This window comes from Micromonospora sp. NPDC005707 (assembly GCF_040631005.1).
Taxonomy (GTDB): Bacteria; Actinomycetota; Actinomycetes; order Mycobacteriales; family Micromonosporaceae; genus Micromonospora.
This window is the reverse complement of record NZ_JBEXYR010000007.1, coordinates 196,083-214,941: the sequence shown is the minus strand read 5'-3', so window position 1 is coordinate 214,941 and position 18,859 is coordinate 196,083. Positions and strand designations below refer to the sequence as shown.

17 protein-coding genes and 1 riboswitch are annotated in these 18,859 nt (G+C 76.3%); of the genes, 8 read left to right on the top strand and 9 right to left on the bottom strand.

The genetic code is table 11. The annotated features are described in order from the left end of the window. Window position 1 precedes the first annotated feature (1 nt). The 5 genes from ABZ452_RS16180 to ABZ452_RS16160 all read right to left on the bottom strand — a co-directional run bounded on the left by ABZ452_RS16180 (window position 2) and on the right by ABZ452_RS16160 (window position 3,768). A complete protein-coding gene (locus tag ABZ452_RS16180) occupies window positions 2-1,216 on the bottom strand; it encodes a phage tail sheath subtilisin-like domain-containing protein (protein WP_357943237.1) in 1,215 nt (404 codons plus the stop codon). A gap of 17 nt (window positions 1,217-1,233) precedes the next feature. Then, complete coding sequence (locus ABZ452_RS16175; protein WP_357943235.1) at window positions 1,234-1,914, bottom strand: carboxypeptidase-like regulatory domain-containing protein; 681 nt, start codon at window positions 1,912-1,914, stop codon at window positions 1,234-1,236. Then, a complete protein-coding gene (locus ABZ452_RS16170) occupies window positions 1,911-2,519 on the bottom strand; it encodes a glycine zipper family protein (protein ID WP_357943233.1) in 609 nt (202 codons plus the stop codon). The genes ABZ452_RS16175 and ABZ452_RS16170 overlap by 4 nt, the downstream gene beginning before the upstream one ends. 13 nt (window positions 2,520-2,532) lie before the next feature. Next, window positions 2,533-2,877: a hypothetical protein gene (locus ABZ452_RS16165; protein WP_151465728.1), complete on the bottom strand. Its 345-nt coding sequence runs from the start codon at window positions 2,875-2,877 to the stop codon at window positions 2,533-2,535. A 108-nt stretch (window positions 2,878-2,985) separates the two neighbouring features. Further along, window positions 2,986-3,768, bottom strand: coding sequence for a DUF3153 domain-containing protein (locus ABZ452_RS16160; RefSeq protein ID WP_357943231.1), 783 nt, complete (start codon window positions 3,766-3,768; stop codon window positions 2,986-2,988). Window positions 3,769-3,963: 195 nt separating this feature from the next. On the opposite strand from ABZ452_RS16160, the gene ABZ452_RS16155 reads away from it, so the two are divergent. Further along, window positions 3,964-5,088, top strand: coding sequence for an FUSC family protein (locus ABZ452_RS16155; protein WP_357943229.1), 1,125 nt, complete (start codon window positions 3,964-3,966; stop codon window positions 5,086-5,088). Between the two features lie 6 nt (window positions 5,089-5,094). Here the strand turns inward: ABZ452_RS16155 and ABZ452_RS16150 are convergent, their stop codons facing one another. The 3 genes from ABZ452_RS16150 to ABZ452_RS16140 form a co-directional block, all read right to left on the bottom strand. Next, on the bottom strand, window positions 5,095-5,790 hold the full coding sequence (locus ABZ452_RS16150; protein ID WP_357943227.1) for a phospholipase: 696 nt from the start codon (window positions 5,788-5,790) through the stop codon (window positions 5,095-5,097). After that, entirely contained in the window at window positions 5,787-6,248 is a 462-nt protein-coding gene (locus tag ABZ452_RS16145) for a DUF6328 family protein (protein WP_357943225.1), read from the bottom strand. The genes ABZ452_RS16150 and ABZ452_RS16145 overlap by 4 nt, the downstream gene beginning before the upstream one ends. Window positions 6,249-6,431: 183 nt before the next feature. Beyond that, window positions 6,432-7,421 (bottom strand): LacI family DNA-binding transcriptional regulator, encoded by a 990-nt coding sequence (locus tag ABZ452_RS16140; RefSeq protein ID WP_357943223.1) that lies wholly within the window; start codon window positions 7,419-7,421, stop codon window positions 6,432-6,434. A gap of 146 nt (window positions 7,422-7,567) precedes the next feature. Between ABZ452_RS16140 and ABZ452_RS16135 the strand changes: the two genes are divergently transcribed. Then, complete coding sequence (locus tag ABZ452_RS16135) at window positions 7,568-8,785, top strand: MFS transporter (RefSeq protein ID WP_357943221.1); 1,218 nt, start codon at window positions 7,568-7,570, stop codon at window positions 8,783-8,785. A gap of 114 nt (window positions 8,786-8,899) precedes the next feature. Further along, window positions 8,900-9,232: a hypothetical protein gene (locus tag ABZ452_RS16130; RefSeq protein ID WP_357943219.1), complete on the top strand. Its 333-nt coding sequence runs from the start codon at window positions 8,900-8,902 to the stop codon at window positions 9,230-9,232. 13 nt (window positions 9,233-9,245) lie between these two features. On the opposite strand, the gene ABZ452_RS16125 is transcribed toward ABZ452_RS16130, so the two are convergent. Beyond that, a complete protein-coding gene (locus ABZ452_RS16125) occupies window positions 9,246-9,953 on the bottom strand; it encodes an MBL fold metallo-hydrolase (protein WP_357943217.1) in 708 nt (235 codons plus the stop codon). A gap of 309 nt (window positions 9,954-10,262) precedes the next feature. Continuing rightward, window positions 10,263-10,392: riboswitch (cobalamin riboswitch) on the top strand. 45 nt (window positions 10,393-10,437) lie between these two features. On the opposite strand from ABZ452_RS16125, the gene ABZ452_RS16120 reads away from it, so the two are divergent. The 5 genes from ABZ452_RS16120 to ABZ452_RS16100 all read left to right on the top strand — a co-directional run bounded on the left by ABZ452_RS16120 (window position 10,438) and on the right by ABZ452_RS16100 (window position 18,776). After that, window positions 10,438-10,602 (top strand): hypothetical protein, encoded by a 165-nt coding sequence (locus tag ABZ452_RS16120; RefSeq protein ID WP_357943215.1) that lies wholly within the window; start codon window positions 10,438-10,440, stop codon window positions 10,600-10,602. Between the two features lie 152 nt (window positions 10,603-10,754). Beyond that, the gene (gene cobN / locus ABZ452_RS16115; RefSeq protein WP_357943213.1) at window positions 10,755-14,423 is read left to right on the top strand and encodes a cobaltochelatase subunit CobN; all 3,669 of its coding nucleotides are present in this window, start codon (window positions 10,755-10,757) and stop codon (window positions 14,421-14,423) included. Next, window positions 14,420-16,816, top strand: coding sequence for a VWA domain-containing protein (locus ABZ452_RS16110; protein ID WP_357943211.1), 2,397 nt, complete (start codon window positions 14,420-14,422; stop codon window positions 16,814-16,816). Before cobN ends, ABZ452_RS16110 begins: the two co-directional genes overlap by 4 nt. Then, window positions 16,816-17,427: a cob(I)yrinic acid a,c-diamide adenosyltransferase gene (cobO, locus tag ABZ452_RS16105; RefSeq protein ID WP_357943209.1), complete on the top strand. Its 612-nt coding sequence runs from the start codon at window positions 16,816-16,818 to the stop codon at window positions 17,425-17,427. Before ABZ452_RS16110 ends, cobO begins: the two co-directional genes overlap by 1 nt. Next, window positions 17,421-18,776 (top strand): cobyrinate a,c-diamide synthase, encoded by a 1,356-nt coding sequence (locus ABZ452_RS16100; protein ID WP_357943207.1) that lies wholly within the window; start codon window positions 17,421-17,423, stop codon window positions 18,774-18,776. The genes cobO and ABZ452_RS16100 overlap by 7 nt, the downstream gene beginning before the upstream one ends. Window positions 18,777-18,859: the final 83 nt, after the last annotated feature.

Genomic DNA, 18,859 nt, shown 5'->3' with positions numbered 1-18,859 from the left:
GTCAGCCTCCGATCGTCTCGGTCTCGGTGCCGCCGGCCCACTGGCTCAGCTTGAACACCACGAACTCCGCGGGCTTGACCACCGCGATGCCGATGTGCGCCACCACCATCCCGGCGTCGCGCACGTCGGCCGGGTTGGTCTCCTCGTCGCACTTGACGAAGAACGCCTCCTCGGGCGTGCGGCCGAGCAGCGCGCCGTCCCGCCACACCCGGGTGAGGAACGCGCCGATGTCCCGCCGGATCGAGCGCCACAGGGTGTAGTCGTTCGGCTCGAACACCATCCACCGGGTGCCGTTGGCGATGGCCAGCTCGATGGCGATGGAGAGCCGACGCACGTTCAGGTAGCGCCACTCGCTGGCCTCGGCGGCGAGCGTACGGGCGCCCCAGAGCCGGATGCCCTCGCCGGAGAAGAAGCGGATCACGTTGACACCCTTGGGGTTGAGCACGTCGTGCTCCGGCCGGGTGACCCGGTACGCCAGGTCGACCGCGCCGCGTACCGGCTCGTTGGCCGGCGCCTTGTGCACGCCGCGCAGGGCGTCGGTGCGGGCCCAGATGCCGGCGACGTGCCCGCTCGGCGGGGTGAGGACGAGCTCGCCGCTGAGCGGGTCGCGGACCCGGATCCAGGGGAAGTAGTAGGTGGCGAAGTCCGACTGCCGGGGCCGGTCGCCGCCGGGTGGGTCGTCGTCCGGCTTGGGCGTACCGTCGGCGGGTTTGCCGGACGACTTGGGTGGCGTGGCGACCCGGGTGAGGCGGGAGATGTCGGCCACGTCGGGCGGCGGGTCGCAGATGGCGACCATGGTGCGCAGCCGCTCGGCCGTGCTGATGAGCGCCTCGTGCGAGACCGGGTCGTGGTAGCCGGGCGCGGCCAGGATGGAGATCTCGTCGATGGCTTCCAGCAGTTGCAGGCCGCTGCGCCGCCCGCCCGTGCCGGTGAGCTGGCCGCCCTCGCCGACGTTGACCACCCAGCAGCGGGTGCCGCCGTTGTCGAGGAAGCCGAAGACCGCGCGCGCCAGGGGGGTGCTCTCCAGGTGCTCGCCGTCGGCGTAGAGCCGGAGGAACTCCGACCAGCTGTTGACCGCGAGGGCCTCGTTGACGTGGGCGGTGCGGTTCGGCGTGAGCCCGACGAAGGCGGCGGTGCTCGTGCCGACCGGGCCGATCGGGCGGGCCCCGCTGGGCACCTCCTCGACGTAGATGCCGGGGGAGAAGTAGGTGGGCATCGGTCCTCCTTGAGGAGTCAGTCGGGGGCGCAGACTACGACGTGGTCTCCGTCGGCGGGGTCCAGCTCGGCGGTGTGGGTGCGGCCCCGGCCGATCAGCCGGATCCGCACCGGCCGGTCCGGGGCGTCGGGGTCGTGCGGGACGCCGACCAGCCGGAACCGGCCGGCCGCGTCGGTCTCGGTGGCCTGGGCGGTGCCGACGAGCTCGACCCGCATGGCGGCGAGCGGTTGCCGCTCCGGCCCGACCACCCGGCCGTCGAGGGTGCGCATGTCGAGCTGCCGCAGCCGCAGGGGCTGCCGCACGGGCGGCGCGGCCGGCGCCGGCCGGTCGATCCGCGCCGGCACGTCGAGCAGCAGCGCGGGCCGGGGCGGCACGCCGAGGGCCCGCCAGAGCGCCGGGTCCCCGGCGGCCAGCACCACCTCGGGCTGGCCGGCCGCGGTGGCGGCGGCGAGGACCCGGTCCAGCGCCGGCAGCGCCGCCGGCCCGCCGCCGCTGAGCAGCAGCCGGACCACGAACCGGTACGGCTCGCGCGTCCCGCCGCTGCCCGCGGTCTGCCGGGCCGGCCGCAGTTCGAGGGGCCAGACGGTGAGGCCGCCGTCGGGGTCGTCGCGGGGCGGGCCGACCGGGACGGGGTCTCCCGCCGCCCCGGTCAGCCAGGCCGCGAGGTCGGCGACGGCCGCCTCGATCGCGCCGGTCATCGCGGCGGCGTCCCCTGGATCCGGTACGCGATGGCCTCGTTCCAGACGTGCGGGTAGACGCCGATCTCGAAGTAGCGGGTGAACCGGTTGATCGGCGCGTTGCTGTGGTCGTGCCAGAGCAGCCACACCGGGGCGATGGTGAACAGCACGTAGTTGAGCGCGACCAGCGGCAGGTAGAGCGGGCCGAGCAGCCGCGCCTGGAGGACGTGCACGTCCTCGTGCCGTTGGATTCCGGGGCTGGAGCCGGCGCAGACGGTGCCGATGGTGGTGGCGTAGCGGGGCGAGACGCCTTCGACCAGGTTGACCCGCCCGCTGCCCTGCGAGACCACCCGGTCGAGCTGGTGCCCGAAGACCAGGTGCAGGGCCAGGTAGAGGGCGCCGGCGACGGTGTTGAGCAGGCTCCAGGTGTGGTCGACCACGAAGAGGAAGATGCCCTTCGGGTCGGCGCCGTAGGTGCCGGCGGAGGCGACCGCCCAGCCGAACGGCGCGCCGATGAGCAGCCCGACGACCGCGCCGATCAGAAGGCCGATGGTGCCGCCCGCCGCCCCGCCGAGGACGGCGCCCAGGACGATGTGGACGGCGGCGCTGATGATGCCGAGGACCATGGGGTCACCTCTCTCAGACCCAGGAGCGGATGTAGCGGGGCTCGCGGCCCTGCGCGAGCTGGGTCGGCGACGCGTTCGTCGCCTGCCGGTTGCCGGGCGGCAGCTGGTTGATGCCGAGGGCGGCGGAGAAGATGACCAGCCCGTTGAAGAACGCGATGATCCACTTTTCCGATCCCGCGTCCTCAGCGAAGGCGGCCGTCAGGTACGACAGGACGAGCGCGAAGCCCAGGGCGATCCACTTGCGCGCCTTGTCGCCGCTCGGGCCGATGAGGCCGCCGATGACGTTGGTGGCGAGCAGGGTGGCGGCGCTGGCGCCGGTGAGGCTGCCCAGGGCGGCCCAGGTGAAGAGATCGTTCACGGCGATCCCCCTCTTCGATCGTGCGGTGGTGCGGTCGGGGTGGTGGTGCGGCGGGCCCCGGCTGGTGCGGTTCCGGGTACCGCCCGGGTGTGGCGGCGCCGCGCCCGCTCAGGCCGGCCGGTCGGCCGGTGGGGTGGGCGCGGGGGTGGGGGCGGCCGGGGCGGCGGCGACCGGGCCGCGCGGGCGGCGGAGCAGGACGACGACGACAACGGCGATCAGCAGCAGCACGACCACCCCGCCGACGACCAGCAGCCAGGGGAATCCGCCGCCGGCGGCCGCGGCGGCGGCCGGGGTGACCGAGGCGGAGGGTCGCGCCGGAGCCTCGGCCACGGCCCGCAGTTCGGCCGGCTTCGGCTGGTTGGCGACCACCTTCCAGCTCACCGACCGGCCGTTGATGGTGCCGTTGGTGTCGAGCACGCGGCCGGGGAAGGTCACGGAGATCTCGAACGACATCAAGGTCATGAAAGCCTGCTGGTTCCGCGGATCCTGTTCGGCGACTTTTCCGCCGTATTTTTTCGGATCGAGCGGGAGCGAGAAGCGGTAGAGATCGTCGTCGCGGGAAAGATTCACACTCTCGCTGGCGAATTGCGACAGGGGTGTTTTCCGGTACGCGATCTGAGTGCCGTAGTAGTTGGCGTCCTCGTATCGCGTCTCGGTGCCCGCGGGGAGGGTGGGGATGTTCTGCCGCAGCTCGGCGAAGGCCGCCGCGACGTCGGGGTTCCGCCGCTTGAGCACCGACTTCTCGGCGGTGAGCAGGAGTTGGCCGGTGACCGTGTCGTCGGTGTCGACGGTCAGCCCCAGGTTGAGCTGCATGCAGCCGCTCAGTGCCGCCACCAGGGCGAGACACACCGCGAGGCGGAATGCCCTGCTGCGGCGGAGTCTCGTATTCATGGGCACAGTGTGTGTGATCGCCGTCACGTCCAGCAGTCAGCGATCAGTCACAGGCTTGTCGCCGATCTTACCGGCCCGCTCTCCCATTCGGCCGACGCCGAAATCGCGCGCGATCGATATTCTGGAGGGTTGTCAATTTTCGTTTCGAGAGCCCGGGTCGCAGGATGGTGGGCGGGCGCGACAGGGAGGCGGGCGATGGCGGGGTGGAGCCGGGTACGGGAGGCGGCCGGGCGGTTGCGACGCGGCTGGCTGCCGGTGGTGGAGGCGACCCTGGCGGCCACCGTGGCGTGGATCCTCGCCACCCGGCTGGCCGGCCACGACCAACCGTTCTTCGCCCCGGCCGCCGCGCTGATCGTGCTCGGCCAGGCCCGCGGCCAGCGGATGCGCCGGGCCGTCGAGGTGGTGCTCGGCGTCGCGGCCGGCGTGCTCGTCGCCGACCTGGTGGTGCAGGCGCTCGGCCCGCGGACGACCTGGACGGTCCTCACCGTCATCCTGCTCACCGTCGCCCTGGCCGTGGCGATCGGCGCCAGCTCGGTCACCGTGGTGCAGGCGGCCGTCTCCGCGCTCTACCTGGTGGTGGTCTCCCCGCCGACCGAGTCGCTGGTCCCGTTCCGGTTCGTCGACGCGCTGATCGGCGGCGCGGTGGCCCTGGTCGCCAGCCAGCTGGTCGACGCGCGCCGGCCGCTCGCCCCGCTGGTCGACGAGTTCCGGCACACCTTCGCCGAGCTGGCCGGGGTGCTCGACGAGATCGCCGACGCGCTCGACCGGGGCGACGACGCGGCGGCGCTGGCCGCGCTGGAGCGGGCCCGGCACGCCGACGCCGGGGTGGAGCGGCTGCGCGGCGCCGTGCGGGCCGCCGGCGAGGCGCTGCGGCTCAACGTGCGCCGCCGCCGGCACCTGGGCCGGCTGCGCTCGGTGGAGGGCTCGATCCGGCAGATCGACTACGCGGTCCGCAACGTCCGGGTGCTGGCCCGCGCCGCCGTCACCCTGACCCGGGGCCCGGCGCCGGTCCCGGCCGAACTCGGCGGCGCCGTGCGGACCCTCGCCGAGGCCGTGCGCTCGGCCGGCGACGCGCTCGCCGCGGACCTGAGCGGGCAGGACGGCGTCGCCGACGCGCACGCCGAGCGGGCGGATGTCGCCGCCCTGGTTGCGGTCCGGGCCGCCGGTCGGCTCTTCACCCCCGGCGAGACGCTGCCGCTCGCCATGATCATCGGGCAGGTCCGGGCCACCGCCATCGACCTGCTGCGCGGCGTCCGCGGCGACGACGACGCGACAGTGCTCGCCCGGGTCGACGCGGCGGTCACCGGGCCGGGGCACTGACCCCGCTCACCCCGCCAGCCAGTCCACGGCCCGCCGCCGGATCTCCGCGGGCACCTCGTGCCCGCCGGTGAACTCGGCGTACTCGGCCGGGTAGCCGAGGGAGTGCAGGCGGGGCACCAGCCGGCGGCTGCACACGTCGATGGGCAGCACCCGGTCGTCCGTGCCGTGCGAGACGAACAAGCGGGGCCGGCCGTGGGTGACCAGCGGCGCGGCGAAGCCGGGGGAGAAGGCCAGCACCGCGTCGACCAGGTCGCCGTTGGTCAGGCCCAGGGAGAGGGCGTACGAGGCGCCGTCGGAGAACCCGCCGACGGTCACCCCCGCCACCGGGTACGCGCGCAGCGTCCCGGCCAGCAGCGCGTCGATCCGGGCGACGTCCGGGCCGTAGCCCTCGGCGATGAGGTCCCAGGTGCTGGCGAGCGCCTGCGGGGCGAGCAGCAGCAGCCGGTGCGCGTCGGCGAGCGGCAGCAGCAGGTCGAGGCCCTGCCGGGCCGAGCCGCCCGCGCCGTGCAGCAGCAGCACCAGCCGGTACGGGCCGGTGCCGCCGGCCGGCACGTGGCGCAGCGCGGGCGGCCCGCCGGCCGGGTCGGGAACCTCGGCCGGACCCGTCGGGCCGGGCCCGGCCACGGTGGTGGGACGGGCGGTCAGCCGGCCGTGCCGGTATCCCTCCTCGGGTTGCCGGTGCGGCGGCGCGGGCTCGGTCACCTCGCCTGCCCCCAGTCCCGCCGGGCGAGCGGCATGACCATCCAGAGCAGCAGGAAGACCAGCGCGGTGACGCCGGACAGCAGCAGTGCGGCGCCGCGCGGGAGCACGTAGTCGGTGATCAGCAGCACCGCGCTCACCATGGCGACCAGCAGGAAGCCCAGCCCGCCGCTGGACGCCCGGTGCGCGTACCTGACCACCTCGGACTTGCGGCCCCGGCGGAACAGCGCCGAGTGGAACGCGACCGGCGCGATGATCAGTGCGGTCGCGGCGGCGGCGGACACCAGCGCGACGAGGAAGACGCCGCGCTGGAACGGCGTCGCGCGCGGGAACCCGGCGGTGAACGGCAGGGTGAGCAGGAAGGCGAACAGGATCTGCACGCCGGTCTGCGCGACGCGCAGCTCCCGCAACTCGTCGGTGAAGTTGCGCTCCAGGCGCTCCTTCTCGGTCTCCCTGGTCATGCCGTTCCACCGTCCCGTCGGGCTCAGCCGCCAAGGGCAGGACCGGTACCCGATGGTAGAACGGGGCCGGACCGGCGCGCCGGTGTTTGCCGCTGCCGGGCTCCGGACGGCGGGCGCCGCGACGGGCCCGGCCGGCTGGTCGGCCCCGCGCCGAACGCCCCCACCGGTCGGCGGGGCTGCCGCTCAGGCGCTCTCCCGTGCCACCAGCGTGGAGGGGAACGCGGTCACCGGCGGCACCGGCCGGCCGTCGAGCACCGCGGTCGCCGCCGCCGTGGCGATCCGGGCCACCGGGTGGGTGGCCGTGGTCAGCGCCGGGCTGCTCACGGCCGCGTACGGGATGTCGTCGAACCCGGCCACCGCCACGTCGTGCGGCACCCGGAGCCCGCGCCCGCGCAGCGCGGCGATCGCGCCCAGCGCGGTGGCGTCGCTGGCCGCGTAGATCGCGTCGGTGTCCGGCCAGCGGTCCAGCGCCTCCAGCGCCGCCCGGCCGCCCCGCGCGGCGGTGAAGTCGCCGGTGACCAGCCGCACCGGTAGCCCGGCCGCCCGCATCAGCCCCTCGTAGGCGGTCACCGACCGCTCGGCGCAGCTCAGCCAGCGCGGGCCGGTGACCATGGCGATCCGGCGCCGCCCGCCGGCGTGCAGGTGGCGCAGCACGGCGTCGGCGCCGCCGGCGTTGTCCACGTCGAAGGAGGGTACGGCCGGCGAGCCCGTGCCGATCGAGACGACCCGCCCGCGCAGCCCCGCGGGCACCGCGTCGAGCACCGGCGCGGTGGTGTTGACCAGCAGCACCCCGCAGACGCTCCGGTCGTCGCCGAGCCGGCGCAGCCCGGCCGGGGCGCCCAGCGGCAGCCACTCCAGGGCGACGCCCACCCCGTGCGGGGCGCACACCCGGGCCGCCGCGCTGACCAGCCGGTCCACGTACGGGTCGTCCAGCACCGTGGCGTCGGTGCCGGAGACGGCCACGACGAGGCGTACCCCGGCGCCCCGGACCAGGGCGCGGGCGGTGATGTTCGGCACGTAGCCGAGCCGGTCCGCGGCGGCGCGCACCCGGTCCCGGGCGTCCACCGAGGCGAACCCGTAGCCGCCGAGCACCCGGGACGCGGTGGCCCGGGAGACCCCGGCCGCGCGGGCCACGTCGTCGAGGGTCGCCGGGCGGGCGGTCGGCGTCTCCATGTCTGGTCCTCCCCGTGCTGGCCGTTCTGTCGGCATCATGCCCGGTCGGGGCCGGCCGGGGTAAGGGGTGGGAGCGTTTGTGGTGGTAGCGCTCTCAGGTGTGCGATGGTCGTCGGACGAACCTTGGGGAGAGGACGACAGCACACGTGAGCAGCACCATCGACGCGCCGGCCGGCGCCCGCGCCGCCACCCCGCGGACGGTCCTGGCCGCCCGCAACGGCGTGGCGGCCGTGTTCGCCCTCAACGGGCTGGCGGTGGCCACCTGGTTCGCCCGGGTGCCCGCGATCCGCGAGGCACTCGGGCTCAGCGCCGGGCGGCTCGGCCTGCTGCTGCTGGCCATGTCGGCCGGCGCGCTGGTGGCCATGTCCACCGCCGGACTGGTCACCCTGCGGCTCGGCCCGGCCCGCACCGTGGCGGCCTCGACCGTGCTGCTCGCGCTCGGCCTGACGCTCGCCGGCCTGTCGGCCAGCCTGGCCGGCTCGCTGATCGGCGTCGTGGTCGGGCTCTTCGCCGTGGGGTACGGCTCCGGCACCTGCGACGTGGCCATGAACGTCGAGGGCGCGGCCGTGGAGAAGCGGCTCGGCCGGACGATCATGCCCCGGTTCCACGCGGCCTGGAGTCTCGGCTCGGTCGCCGGGGCCGGGCTGGGCGCCGGTGCGGCCCGGCTGGGCGTGCCGGTCGGCTGGCACCTGCCCGTGATCGCAGTGGTGGTCCTGGCCGGCACGCTGCTCGGCATCCGCGCCTTCCTGGCCGCACCGGCCGAGGCCCCCGGCACGGCCGAGCCGGCCAACCACCGGCGCGCGCTGCTGGCCACCTGGCGGGAGCCGCGCACCCTGCTCATCGGCCTGTTCGTGCTGGTGATGGCGTTCACCGAGGGCAGCGCGAACGACTGGCTGGCGGTGGCGTTCGTCGACGGGTACGGGGTGAGCGAGGCGGCCGGCGCCGCCGTCTTCGGGGTGTTCGTGGTCGGCATGACCCTCGGCCGGACCGCCGGCACCGTGGCGATCGACCGGTGGGGCCGCGTCCCGGTGCTGTTCGGCACCATCGGGCTGGCCGTCACCGGATCCACGTGCGCCGTGCTGGCCGGCTCCGGGCCGCTCGCCGTGGTGGGCGTGGTGCTGTGGGGCATCGGGGCGTCGCTCGGCTTCCCGGTCGGGATGAGCGCCGCCGCCGACGAGGAGGACCGGGCGCCGACCCGGGTCAGCGTGGTCGCCATGATCGGCTACACGGCCTTCCTCGGCGGCCCGCCACTGCTCGGCTTCCTCGGCGACCGGCTGGGCATCCTCCACGCCCTCGGCGTGGTGCCGCTCCTGCTGTTGCCGATCCTCGCCCTGGTCCCGATCCTGCGCCCGCCGGCCCGCTGACCGGCGGCCCGACCGGGCGCCCGCCGGCTGGCCCAACGGACTCCCACCCGGCTCGCAGCCCGTTCCCAGGTAAGGGTGCTGCACTGGAGGGAACGCCGAGGAGAGGAGGCGGGCATGGGCTGGTTCAGCCGACGGGCCGCCGACCCGACGACCCCGACCAAGCTCGACCGGGAGGCGAACCGGGACGACCTGGCCGCGCTGGAGGCGTTCGTCACCAGCCGGCGCGGGGTGGAGTTCTACCTGGAACCGGAGACCACGGCCACGGACACGACAGTGGTGGCCGTCGCCCACGACGGTGAGTGGATCCGGCGCCGCACCGGCACGCCCCGGGCCGCCGGGAAGATCGCCCAGAAGCACGCGGTGCCGCTGTACGAGGCCGCCCGCACCGGCTACCCGGAGCGGATGCGGGCCTGGAACCGGGCCCACCCGGAGCGGCGCGCCCGCTGACCCCGGGCGCGGTTCAGCCGCCGGCCAGCGCGGCGCGCGCCTCGGCCAGCGTCAGCGGCTCGTCGTGGGCCGACACGAACCACGCGAGGTCGTCGTCGAGCAGGCTGGCGGCGAGCGCCAGGTCGGGCCCGTCCTCGGGCGTCCGCAGGTGCGCGGGCGGCGGGTACCAGCAGTCGCCGAGCAGCAGCACCCCCGAGTCCGGCACCCGCACCACCGTGGAGTCCGGCGCGTGCCGGCCGCCCACGTGCCGGACCACCACGCCGGTGGGCAGGGTCAACTCGTCGGCGAAGGTGCGGGTGGGTGGGAGCACCGCAAAGCCGTCCCAGGAGTCGACCGCCAGGGCCCGGGCCCGGAAGCTGTGCCCGAGGCGGGGATTCTCGCGGACCTGCTCGCGCAGGTAGCGGTGGCTCCACGGCCGGGCCGCCTCGGCGCGCAGCGCGGCCACCGCCGACTCGTGCCCGACGATCTCCACCTCCGGCCAGGCGCAGGCGCCCCAGACGTGGTCCCAGTGGTGGTGGGTGTAGACCAGCCAGCGCGGCTCGGGCAGCCCGGCCGCCGCCAGCGCGGCCCGGATCTCCCGGGCGTGGGCGGGGCTCTGGCCCGCGTCGACGATCACACTTCCGCGCTCGTCGGCGACCACCGCCACGGTCGGGCGGACCGCGAGCGGGTCGGGATCGCCGGGGAACAACCAGACCCGACCGTCGAGATGTCGCAGCGTCACCGGCAATTCCTCCCCGTTTCCGTGGCGGGTGCTCCACAGTCGATCGGGATGCTATCCGCCGGCTGCCGCTCCGGGCCGCCCCGGCTGCGGCGACGCGATGGTCCGGGCGCGGATCGGCGCGTGCCTCAAATGCCCGCCACAGGTAACCCGAAAGCGGCCGATCCCATCGACCCACGCCATTGTGGTCGAGGCGACGGACGAGGGAGGCGGATCGACCGCTGCGGATGCCGGCGGCCGGGCGGAGGGCCGGAGACCCGGCGTTGACCCGCGCCGGGCGGCTGTGGCAGCATTCGCGGCCTGACGGCAGTGAAGGAAGCCGGTGCGATTCCGGCGCGGTCCCGCCACTGTCACCGGGGAGCGATCCCCCCTCGTGAGTCACGGCCGTGCGTGCGCGGTTGGAAGGCCGGGGGAGAGCGTCGATCCGGGAGCCAGGATACTTCGGCCGTCGGAGAGCCCCAGGGCGTGGACACCCGAGGAGGACCCGATGCACGGCCTTTCCGCCATCGACGACGATCGTCGTTCCCGGCCGGCGCGCGCCGACGCGCCGCCGACCGCTCACCCGCGCGCCGACGCACCGCTGATCGCCCACCCCGCCGCGCCGCAGGCCGCCGTGCCGCGCGCCCGGTGGGCCCGCGCCGTCCGCCGCTGACCGCCCCGCCGGGTTCCGCACCCGGCCGGGCGCCCCTGCCGACCCGCCGTCGGTGAGCCGTCCGCCGCGCCCGCGTACCCGCCGAACCCGCATCCACCCCCGCCCGCCGCCGGCCCCGCCGCGCCGCCGGGCGTCACGCTCCGGAGCCGTCCGTGCGCATCCTGCTGCTCTCCACCGCCGACACCGACCTGCTCGCCGCCCGCGCCAGCGGCGCCGACTACCGGCTGGCCAACCCCGCCCGGGTCGCCACGGACGCCGTGCCCGCGCTGCTCGACGGCGTCGACCTGGCCGTCGTACGCCTGCTCGGTGGCCGGCAGGCGTGGCCGGACGGCCTCGCCGCGGTGCTCGGCTCGGGCGTGCCGACGGTCGTGCTGGGCGGCGAGGCGGTGCCCGACGCGGAGCTGATGGCGGCGTCCACGGTGGCCGGCGGCGTGGCCGCCGAGGCGCTCGCCTACCTGGTCGAGGGCGGTCCGGCGAACCTGGCCGAGCTGGCCCGGTTCCTCTCCGACACGGTGCTGCTCACCGGCGAGGGGTTCGCCCCGCCCGCGCCCACCCCGCCGCACGGGATCCTCGGCACCGACCCGGCGCCCGACGGCCGGCCGGTGGTCGGCATCGTCTTCTACCGGGCGCACGCCCTGGCCGGCAACACCGCCTTCGTCGAGACCCTGGCCGACGCCGTGACAGCGGCCGGTGGCCAGCCGCTGCCGGTGTTCTGCGGCTCGCTGCGCGGTCTCGCCCCCGGCACCGGCCCGCTGGAGCTGTTCGCGCGGTGCGACGCCCTCGTGGTGACGGTGCTCGCGGCCGGCGGGACGGTCGCCGCGGACGCCTCCGGGGGCGGCGACGAGGACGCCTGGGACGTCGGCGCGCTCGCCGCCCTGGACGTGCCGATCGTCCAGGCGCTCTGCCTGACCAGCGAGCGCGACCGGTGGGCGGCCAGCGACGCCGGACTGTCCCCGCTGGACGCCGCCATGCAGGTGGCCATCCCCGAGTTCGACGGCCGGATCGTCACGGTGCCGTTCTCGTTCAAGCGGATCGACGCCGACGGGCTCTCGGTCTACCAGCCCGACCCGGAGCGGGCCGCCCGGGTCGCCGGCATCGCCGTCCGGCAGGCCCGGCTGCGGCACGTGCCGAACGCCGACAAGCGCCTCGCCATCGTGCTCAGCTCGTACCCGACGAAGCACTCCCGGGTCGGCAACGCCGTCGGCCTGGACACCCCGGCCTCGGCGGTCCGGCTGCTCGCCGCGCTGGCCGGGGCCGGCTACCACCTGGGCGACGGGCCGGTGCCGGACGACGGGGACGCCCTGATCCACGCCCTGATCGCCGCCGGCGGACACGACGTCGAGTGGCTCACCCCCGAACAGCTCGCCGCGGCCGAGGCGCGGGTGCCGGGGGAGACCTACCGGCGCTGGTTCGACGCGGTGCCCGCCCCGCTGCGGGACCGGATGCGGGAGCACTGGGGCGAGCCGCCCGGCCGGCTCTACACCGACGGCGGCGACGTCGTCCTCGCCGGGCTGCGCTTCGGCAACGTGGCGCTGCTCATCCAGCCGCCCCGCGGCTTCGGCGAGAACCCGGTGGCCATCTACCACGACCCGGACCTGCCGCCCAGCCACCACTACCTGGCCGCGTACCGCTGGCTGGCCGCGCCGGTCGCCGACGGCGGCTTCGGCGCGGACGCCGTGGTCCACCTCGGCAAGCACGGCACCCTCGAATGGCTGCCCGGCAAGGGCCTCGGGCTGGCCGCCGACTGCGCGCCCGACGCGGTCCTCGGTGACCTGCCGCTGGTCTACCCGTTCATCGTCAACGACCCCGGCGAGGGCACCCAGGCCAAGCGCCGCGCGCACGCCGTGGTCGTCGACCACCTGGTGCCGCCGATGGCCCGCGCCGAAACCTACGGCGACCTGGCGAAGCTCGAACAACTCCTCGACGAGTACGCCACCGTGCAGGCCCTCGACCCGGCCAAGGCGCCCACCGTGCAGCGGCAGATCTGGGACCTCGTCCGCGCCGCCGAGCTGCACCACGACCTGCACCAGGCCGAGATGCCCGGCGAGGACGACTTCGACGACTTCGTACTGCACCTCGACGGCTACCTCTGCGAGGTCAAGGACGTGCAGATCCGCGACGGCCTGCACATCCTCGCTGAGGCGCCCGCCGGGGAGGCCCGGGTCAACCTGGTCCTCGCTGTGCTGCGTGCCCCGCAGGTCTGGGGTGGGGCCCGCGTGCTGCCCGGGCTGCGCCAGGCCCTCGCCGCCCACGCCGGCCTCGACGAGGCGGCGCTGCTGGCCACGCCCGGCGCGCGGATCGTCGTGCCGGCGGCACTGACCGACGCGGTCGACGGGCCGGCCGCCACCGCCGCCGACGCCGTCGACCTCATCGAGGCCCTGGCCCGCCGGCTCGTGCTCGGCATGGAGACCCTCGGCTGGGACGCCGCCAAGGCCGGCGCGGTGGTCGAGGAGGTGGTCGGCGGGCCGGTGCCCGAGGCGGCCGAGGTGCTGCGCTTCGCCGCCCGCGAGGTGGTGCCCCGGCTGGACCGGACCACCGACGAGATCGACCGGGTGCTCGGCGCGCTCGACGGCCGGTTCGTGCCGCCCGGCCCGTCCGGCTCGCCCACCCGCGGGCTGGTCAACGTGCTCCCCACCGGGCGCAACTTCTACTCCGTCGACCCGAAGGCCATCCCCAGCCGCAACGCCTGGGACGTCGGGGTCGCCCTCGCCGACTCGCTGCTGGCCCGGCACCTCGCCGACACCGGCGCGTACCCGCGCTCGGTCGGGCTCACCGTCTGGGGCACCAGCGCCATGCGTACCCAGGGCGACGACATCGCCGAGGTGCTGGCGCTGCTCGGCGTCCGTCCGGTGTGGGACGACCGGTCCCGCCGCGTCACCGGCGTCGAGGTGGTGCCGCTGCCCGAGCTGGGCCGCCCCCGCGTCGACGTCACGGTGCGCATCTCCGGCTTCTTCCGGGACGCCTTCCCGCACGTGGTCGCCCTCATCGACGACGCCGTCCGGCAGGTCGCCGCGCTGGACGAGCCGGCCGCCGGGAACTTCGTGCGGGCGCACGTCGACGCGGACGTCGCCGAGCACGGGGACACGCGCCGGGCCACCGCCCGCATCTTCGGCTCCAAACCCGGGGCGTACGGGGCGGGGCTCCTGCCCCTCATCGACGCCCGGAACTGGCGCACCGACGCCGACCTGGCCGAGGTGTACGCCGTCTGGGGCGGCTACGCGTACGGGCCGGGGCTGGACGGGCGCGAGGCGCGGGCCGACATGGAACGCTCCTTCGCCCGGATCGCCGTCGCCGTGAAGAACCAGGACACCCGCGAGCACGACATCGTCGACTCCGACGACTACTTCCAGTACCACGGCGGGATGGTGGCCATGGTCCGCCACCTCACCGGCGGGTCCCCGGCCGCGTACGTGGGCGACTCGGCCATGCCGCACGACGTGCGCACCCGCACCCTCGGTGAGGAGACCCGCCGGGTGTTCCGGGCCCGGGTGGTCAACCCCCGCTGGATCGCCGCCATGCGCCGGCACGGCTACAAGGGCGCCTTCGAGCTGGCCGCCACCGTGGACTACCTGTTCGGCTACGACGCCACCGCCGGAGTCGTCGACGACTGGATGTACGAGCGGCTCGCCGAGGCGTACCTGTTCGACCCGGAGACCCGGGAGTTCCTGGAGCGGTCCAACCCGTGGGCGCTGCGCGGCATCGCCGAACGGCTGCTGGAGGCCGCCGACCGCGGACTGTGGGCCGAGCCCGAGCCGGTCACCCTCGACCGGCTGCGCGAGACGTACCTGGCCAGCGAGGGCGACCTGGAGGACCGGCAATGACTGGATATCCGTTCAGCGCGGTGCTCGGGATGGACGAGATGCGGCTCGCCTTGCTGCTCAACGCCGTCAGCCCGGCCATCGGCGGCGTGCTGGTCCGGGGCGAGAAGGGCACCGCCAAGTCCACCGCCGTGCGCGCCCTCGCCACGCTGCTGCCGCCCGTCGACCGGGTCGCCGCCTGCCGCTTCGCCTGCGATCCGGCCGCGCCCGACCCGGGCTGCCCGGACGGGCCGCACCCGGCCGGGTCGGCGGCCGAGCGCCGCCCGGCCCGCCTGGTCGAGCTGCCGGTGGGCGCCGCCGAGGACCGGGTGGTCGGTTCGCTCGACCTGGAGAAGGCCCTCGCCGAGGGGGTACGCGCCTACGAGCCCGGCCTGCTCGCCGCCGCCCACCGCGGCGTGCTCTACGTCGACGAGGTCAACCTGCTCCACGACCATCTCGTCGACCTGCTCCTCGACGCCGCCGCCATGGGCCGCTGCCACGTCGAGCGGGAGGGCGTCTCGGTCAGCCACGCCGCCCGGTTCCTGCTGGTCGGCACCATGAACCCGGAGGAGGGGGAGCTGCGCCCGCAGCTGCTCGACCGGTTCGGGCTCACCGTCGAGGTGGCCGCCAGCCGCGACCCCGCCGTACGCGCCGAGGTGGTCCGCCGCCGCCTCGCCGCCGACGCCGACCCGGCCGGTTTCGCCGCCGGCTGGGCCGAGGCCGACGCCGAGGTGGCCCGCCGGGTCGCCGCCGCCCGCCACCGGCTGTCCCGAGTGGCGCTGCCCGACGCGGCGCTGCGGCAGATCGCCGAGGTCTGCGCCGCGTTCGACGTCGACGGCATGCGCGCCGACATCGTCACGGCCCGGACCGCCGTGGCGCACGCCGCCTGGCAGGGCCGGGACCGGGTGACCGCCGACGACGTCCGGGTCGCCGCCCGGCTGGCCCTGCCGCACCGCCGTCGCCGGGACCCGTTCGACACCCCGGGGCTGGACGAGCAGCGCCTGGACGAGGCGCTGGACCGCGCCCGCGCGCAGCACCCCGACGACGACCCCGATGACCACGGCCCCGACGGTGGCCCCGGCGGCGAGCCCGGACCGGACGGCGATCCCCGGGACCCGGCCGGTGGACCGGGCGGCACCGGGTCGTACCCCGACGGTCCCGGCCGGTCGGACCGCGCGAAGGGCGGCGCGGGGGACCGGTCCGGGGGCTCCGACGACGACGGGCACCCCGGGGGGTCCGACGACGAGAGCGCCGGGCCATCGGACGGCGGACGGGGCGGCGGTCGCGACGGCCGCTGGCCGGCCAACGGCCGCGCCGACGGGATGGGCCACGACGACCGGTCCGGCCACGGCCGCGCCGATGGGATGGGCCACGACGACCGGTTCGGCGGCGACCGCAGCGGCCGTGACGGCGCAGGGGACCGGTCCGGCCACCCGGGCGACGACCGGTCCGACGGCGGGAACGGGGACGGCCCGGACGTCGAGAACGGGAACGGTCCCCGTCGGTCCGGCGACGACGGTGACCGGGGACGGTCGCGCTCCCGCCGCCCCGGAGCCGCCGGCCGGCCGGGGGACCCCGACAGCGCGGAGGGACGGCCCGGGACCGTGGCCGTACCCGATCGGGGACTGCGCGCCCGGCTGCTCACCGCGCCCGGCGTCGGGGAGGGCGTGCCCGGCCGGCGCTCCCGGGCCCGGACCGGGCGGGGCCGCACCACCGGCGCCCGGGTGCCCGCCGGCCCGGCCGGGGCGCTGCACCTGCCGGCCACCGTCCGCGCCGCCGCCCCGCACCAGGCCGCCCGGGGCCGGGCCGGCGGGCCGCTGCGGCTGCGCCCGTCCGACGTGCGCGAGGCAGTCCGCGAGGGACGCGAGGGCAACCTCGTCCTGTTCGTGGTCGACGCCAGCGGGTCGATGGGCGCGCGGCAGCGGATGTCCGCCGTGAAGGGCGCCGTGCTGGCCCTGCTCACCGACGCCTACCAGCGCCGCGACAAGGTGGCCGTGGTCGCCTTCCGGGGCGCCGGCGCGCAGACCCTGCTGCCGGCCACCTCCTCCGTGCTCGCCGCCTCGGTCCGGCTGGCCGACCTGCCCACCGGCGGGCGTACCCCCCTCGCCGAAGGGCTGCTCGCCGCGGCCGACCTGCTCCGGGTGGAGCGGCTGCGGGACCCGAGGCGTCGCCCCCTCGTGCTGGTGGTCACCGACGGCCGGGCCACCGCCGGCCCCCGCCCGCTCGACCGGGCCGCCCGCGCCGCCGCGGTGCTCGCCGCGACCGGCGCGCCCTGCGTCGTCGTCGACTGCGAGTCCGGCCCGGTCCGCCTGCACCTGGCCCGCCGTCTCGCCGGCCAACTGCACGCCCCGCACCACCATCTCGCCGACGTGGCCGACGGCCCGCTCGTCGGCCTCACCACGAGGAGCGCCGCCTGATGCCGCAAGGGAAGCCGAGCCACGTGCCCGCCGACGGGCTGACCACCCGGCAGCGTCGGCACCGCCCGCTGCTGATCGTGCACACCGGACAGATGAAGGGGAAGTCGACGGCCGCGTTCGGGCTGGCGCTGCGCGCCTGGACCGCCGGCCTGCCGATCGGCGTCTTCCAGTTCGTCAAGAGCGCCAAGTGGCGGGTGGGCGAGGAGAACGCCTTCCGGGCCCTCGGCGAGGTGCACGAGCGCACCGGGCAGGGCGCCCCGGTCACCTGGCACAAGATGGGCGAGGGCTGGTCCTGGATCCAGCGCGGCGGCGAGGCCGACCACGCCGAGGACGCCCGGGAGGGGTGGCGGCAGATCCGGCGCGACCTGGCCGCCGAGCGCTACGGGCTCTACGTGCTCGACGAGTTCACGTACCCGATGAAGTGGGGTTGGGTCGACGTGGACGACGTGGTCGCCACGCTGCGCGACCGGCCCGGCTTCCAGCACGTGGTGATCACCGGCCGGGACGCCGACCCGCGGCTGGTCGAGGCGGCCGACCTGGTCGCCGAGCTGACCAAGGTCAAGCACCCGATGGACGCCGGCCAGAAGGGCCAGAAGGGCATCGAATGGTGACGCCCTGGGCGCTGCCCCGGCTGGTCGTCGCCGCGCCGGCCAGCGGGCACGGCAAGACGACAGTGGCCACCGGGCTGCTCGCCGCGCTGCGCCGGCGCGGCCTGGCGGTCAGCCCGCACAAGGTCGGCCCCGACTACATCGACCCCGGCTACCACGCGCTCGCCGCCGGCCGCCCCGGCCGCAACCTCGACCCCTGGCTGGTCGGCCCGGAGCGGATCGCCCCGCTGCTGCGCCACGGCGCGAGCGTGCCCACCCCGGCCGACGTGGCCGTGGTGGAGGGCGTGATGGGGCTGCACGACGGCGCGGTCGGCCACGGCGGGTACGCGTCCACGGCCCACGTGGCCCGGCTCATCGAGGCGCCGGTGGTGCTGGTGCTCGACACCACGGCGCAGGGCCGCTCGGCCGCCGCGCTGGTGCTCGGCATGCGCGCGTTCGACCCGGCGGTGCGCATCGGCGGGGTGGTGCTCAACCGGGTCGGCTCGCCCCGGCACGAGACGCTGCTGCGCGACGCGCTCGCCGAGGTGGGCGTGCCGGTGCTCGGCGCGGTGACCCGGGCCGCCGAGGTGTCCGCGCCCTCCCGGCACCTGGGCCTGGTGCCGGTCGCCGAACGCGCGCCCGAGTCGGTCGCCGTGGTGGCCGCGCTCGCCGACCTGGTCGAGTCCACGGTGGACCTCGACGCCGTGCTGGCGCTGGCCCGCACCGCGCCGCCGCTGACCGCGCCCGCCTGGGACCCGGCTGCCGCGGTCGGCGGTCCGGCCGGCACCGCCCGCCCGGTCGTCGCGGTCGCCGGCGGGGCGGCGTTCACCTTCTCGTACGCGGAGACCGCCGAACTGCTCACCGCGGCCGGCGCGGAGGTGGTGACCCTCGACCCGCTGCGCGACGCGGCCCTGCCGCCCGGCACCCGGGCCGTGGTGATCGGCGGCGGCTTCCCCGAGCTGCACGCGGACGCCCTGGCCGGCAACACCGCGCTCCGCGCCGAGCTGGCGGGCTTCGACGGCCCGGTGGTCGCCGAGTGCGCCGGGCTGCTCTATCTCGGCCGCTCCCTCGACGGGGTGCCGATGTGCGGGCGGCTCGACCACACCGCCCGGATGACCGGCCGGCTCACGCTCGGCTACCGGGACGCGGTGGCCGCCGCCGACTCCCCGGCGCACCGCGCCGGCGACCCGGTACGCGGACACGAGTTCCACCGCACCGTCACCGACCCCGGGCACGGCGACCGTCCCGCCTGGCACTGGGACGGCGGCCCGCACGGCTTCGTGGCCGGCCGGGTGCACGCCTCCTACCTGCACACCCACTGGGCCGGGCACCCAGCGGCGGCCCGCCGGCTGGTCGAGGCGGCGAGCCGGTGAACCCGCCGAGCCACCCGCCGACCGGCCCCGCCCCGAGCCGGCCCGCGCCCGTCGGCCCGCCCCGCGAGGAGCGACCACCAGTC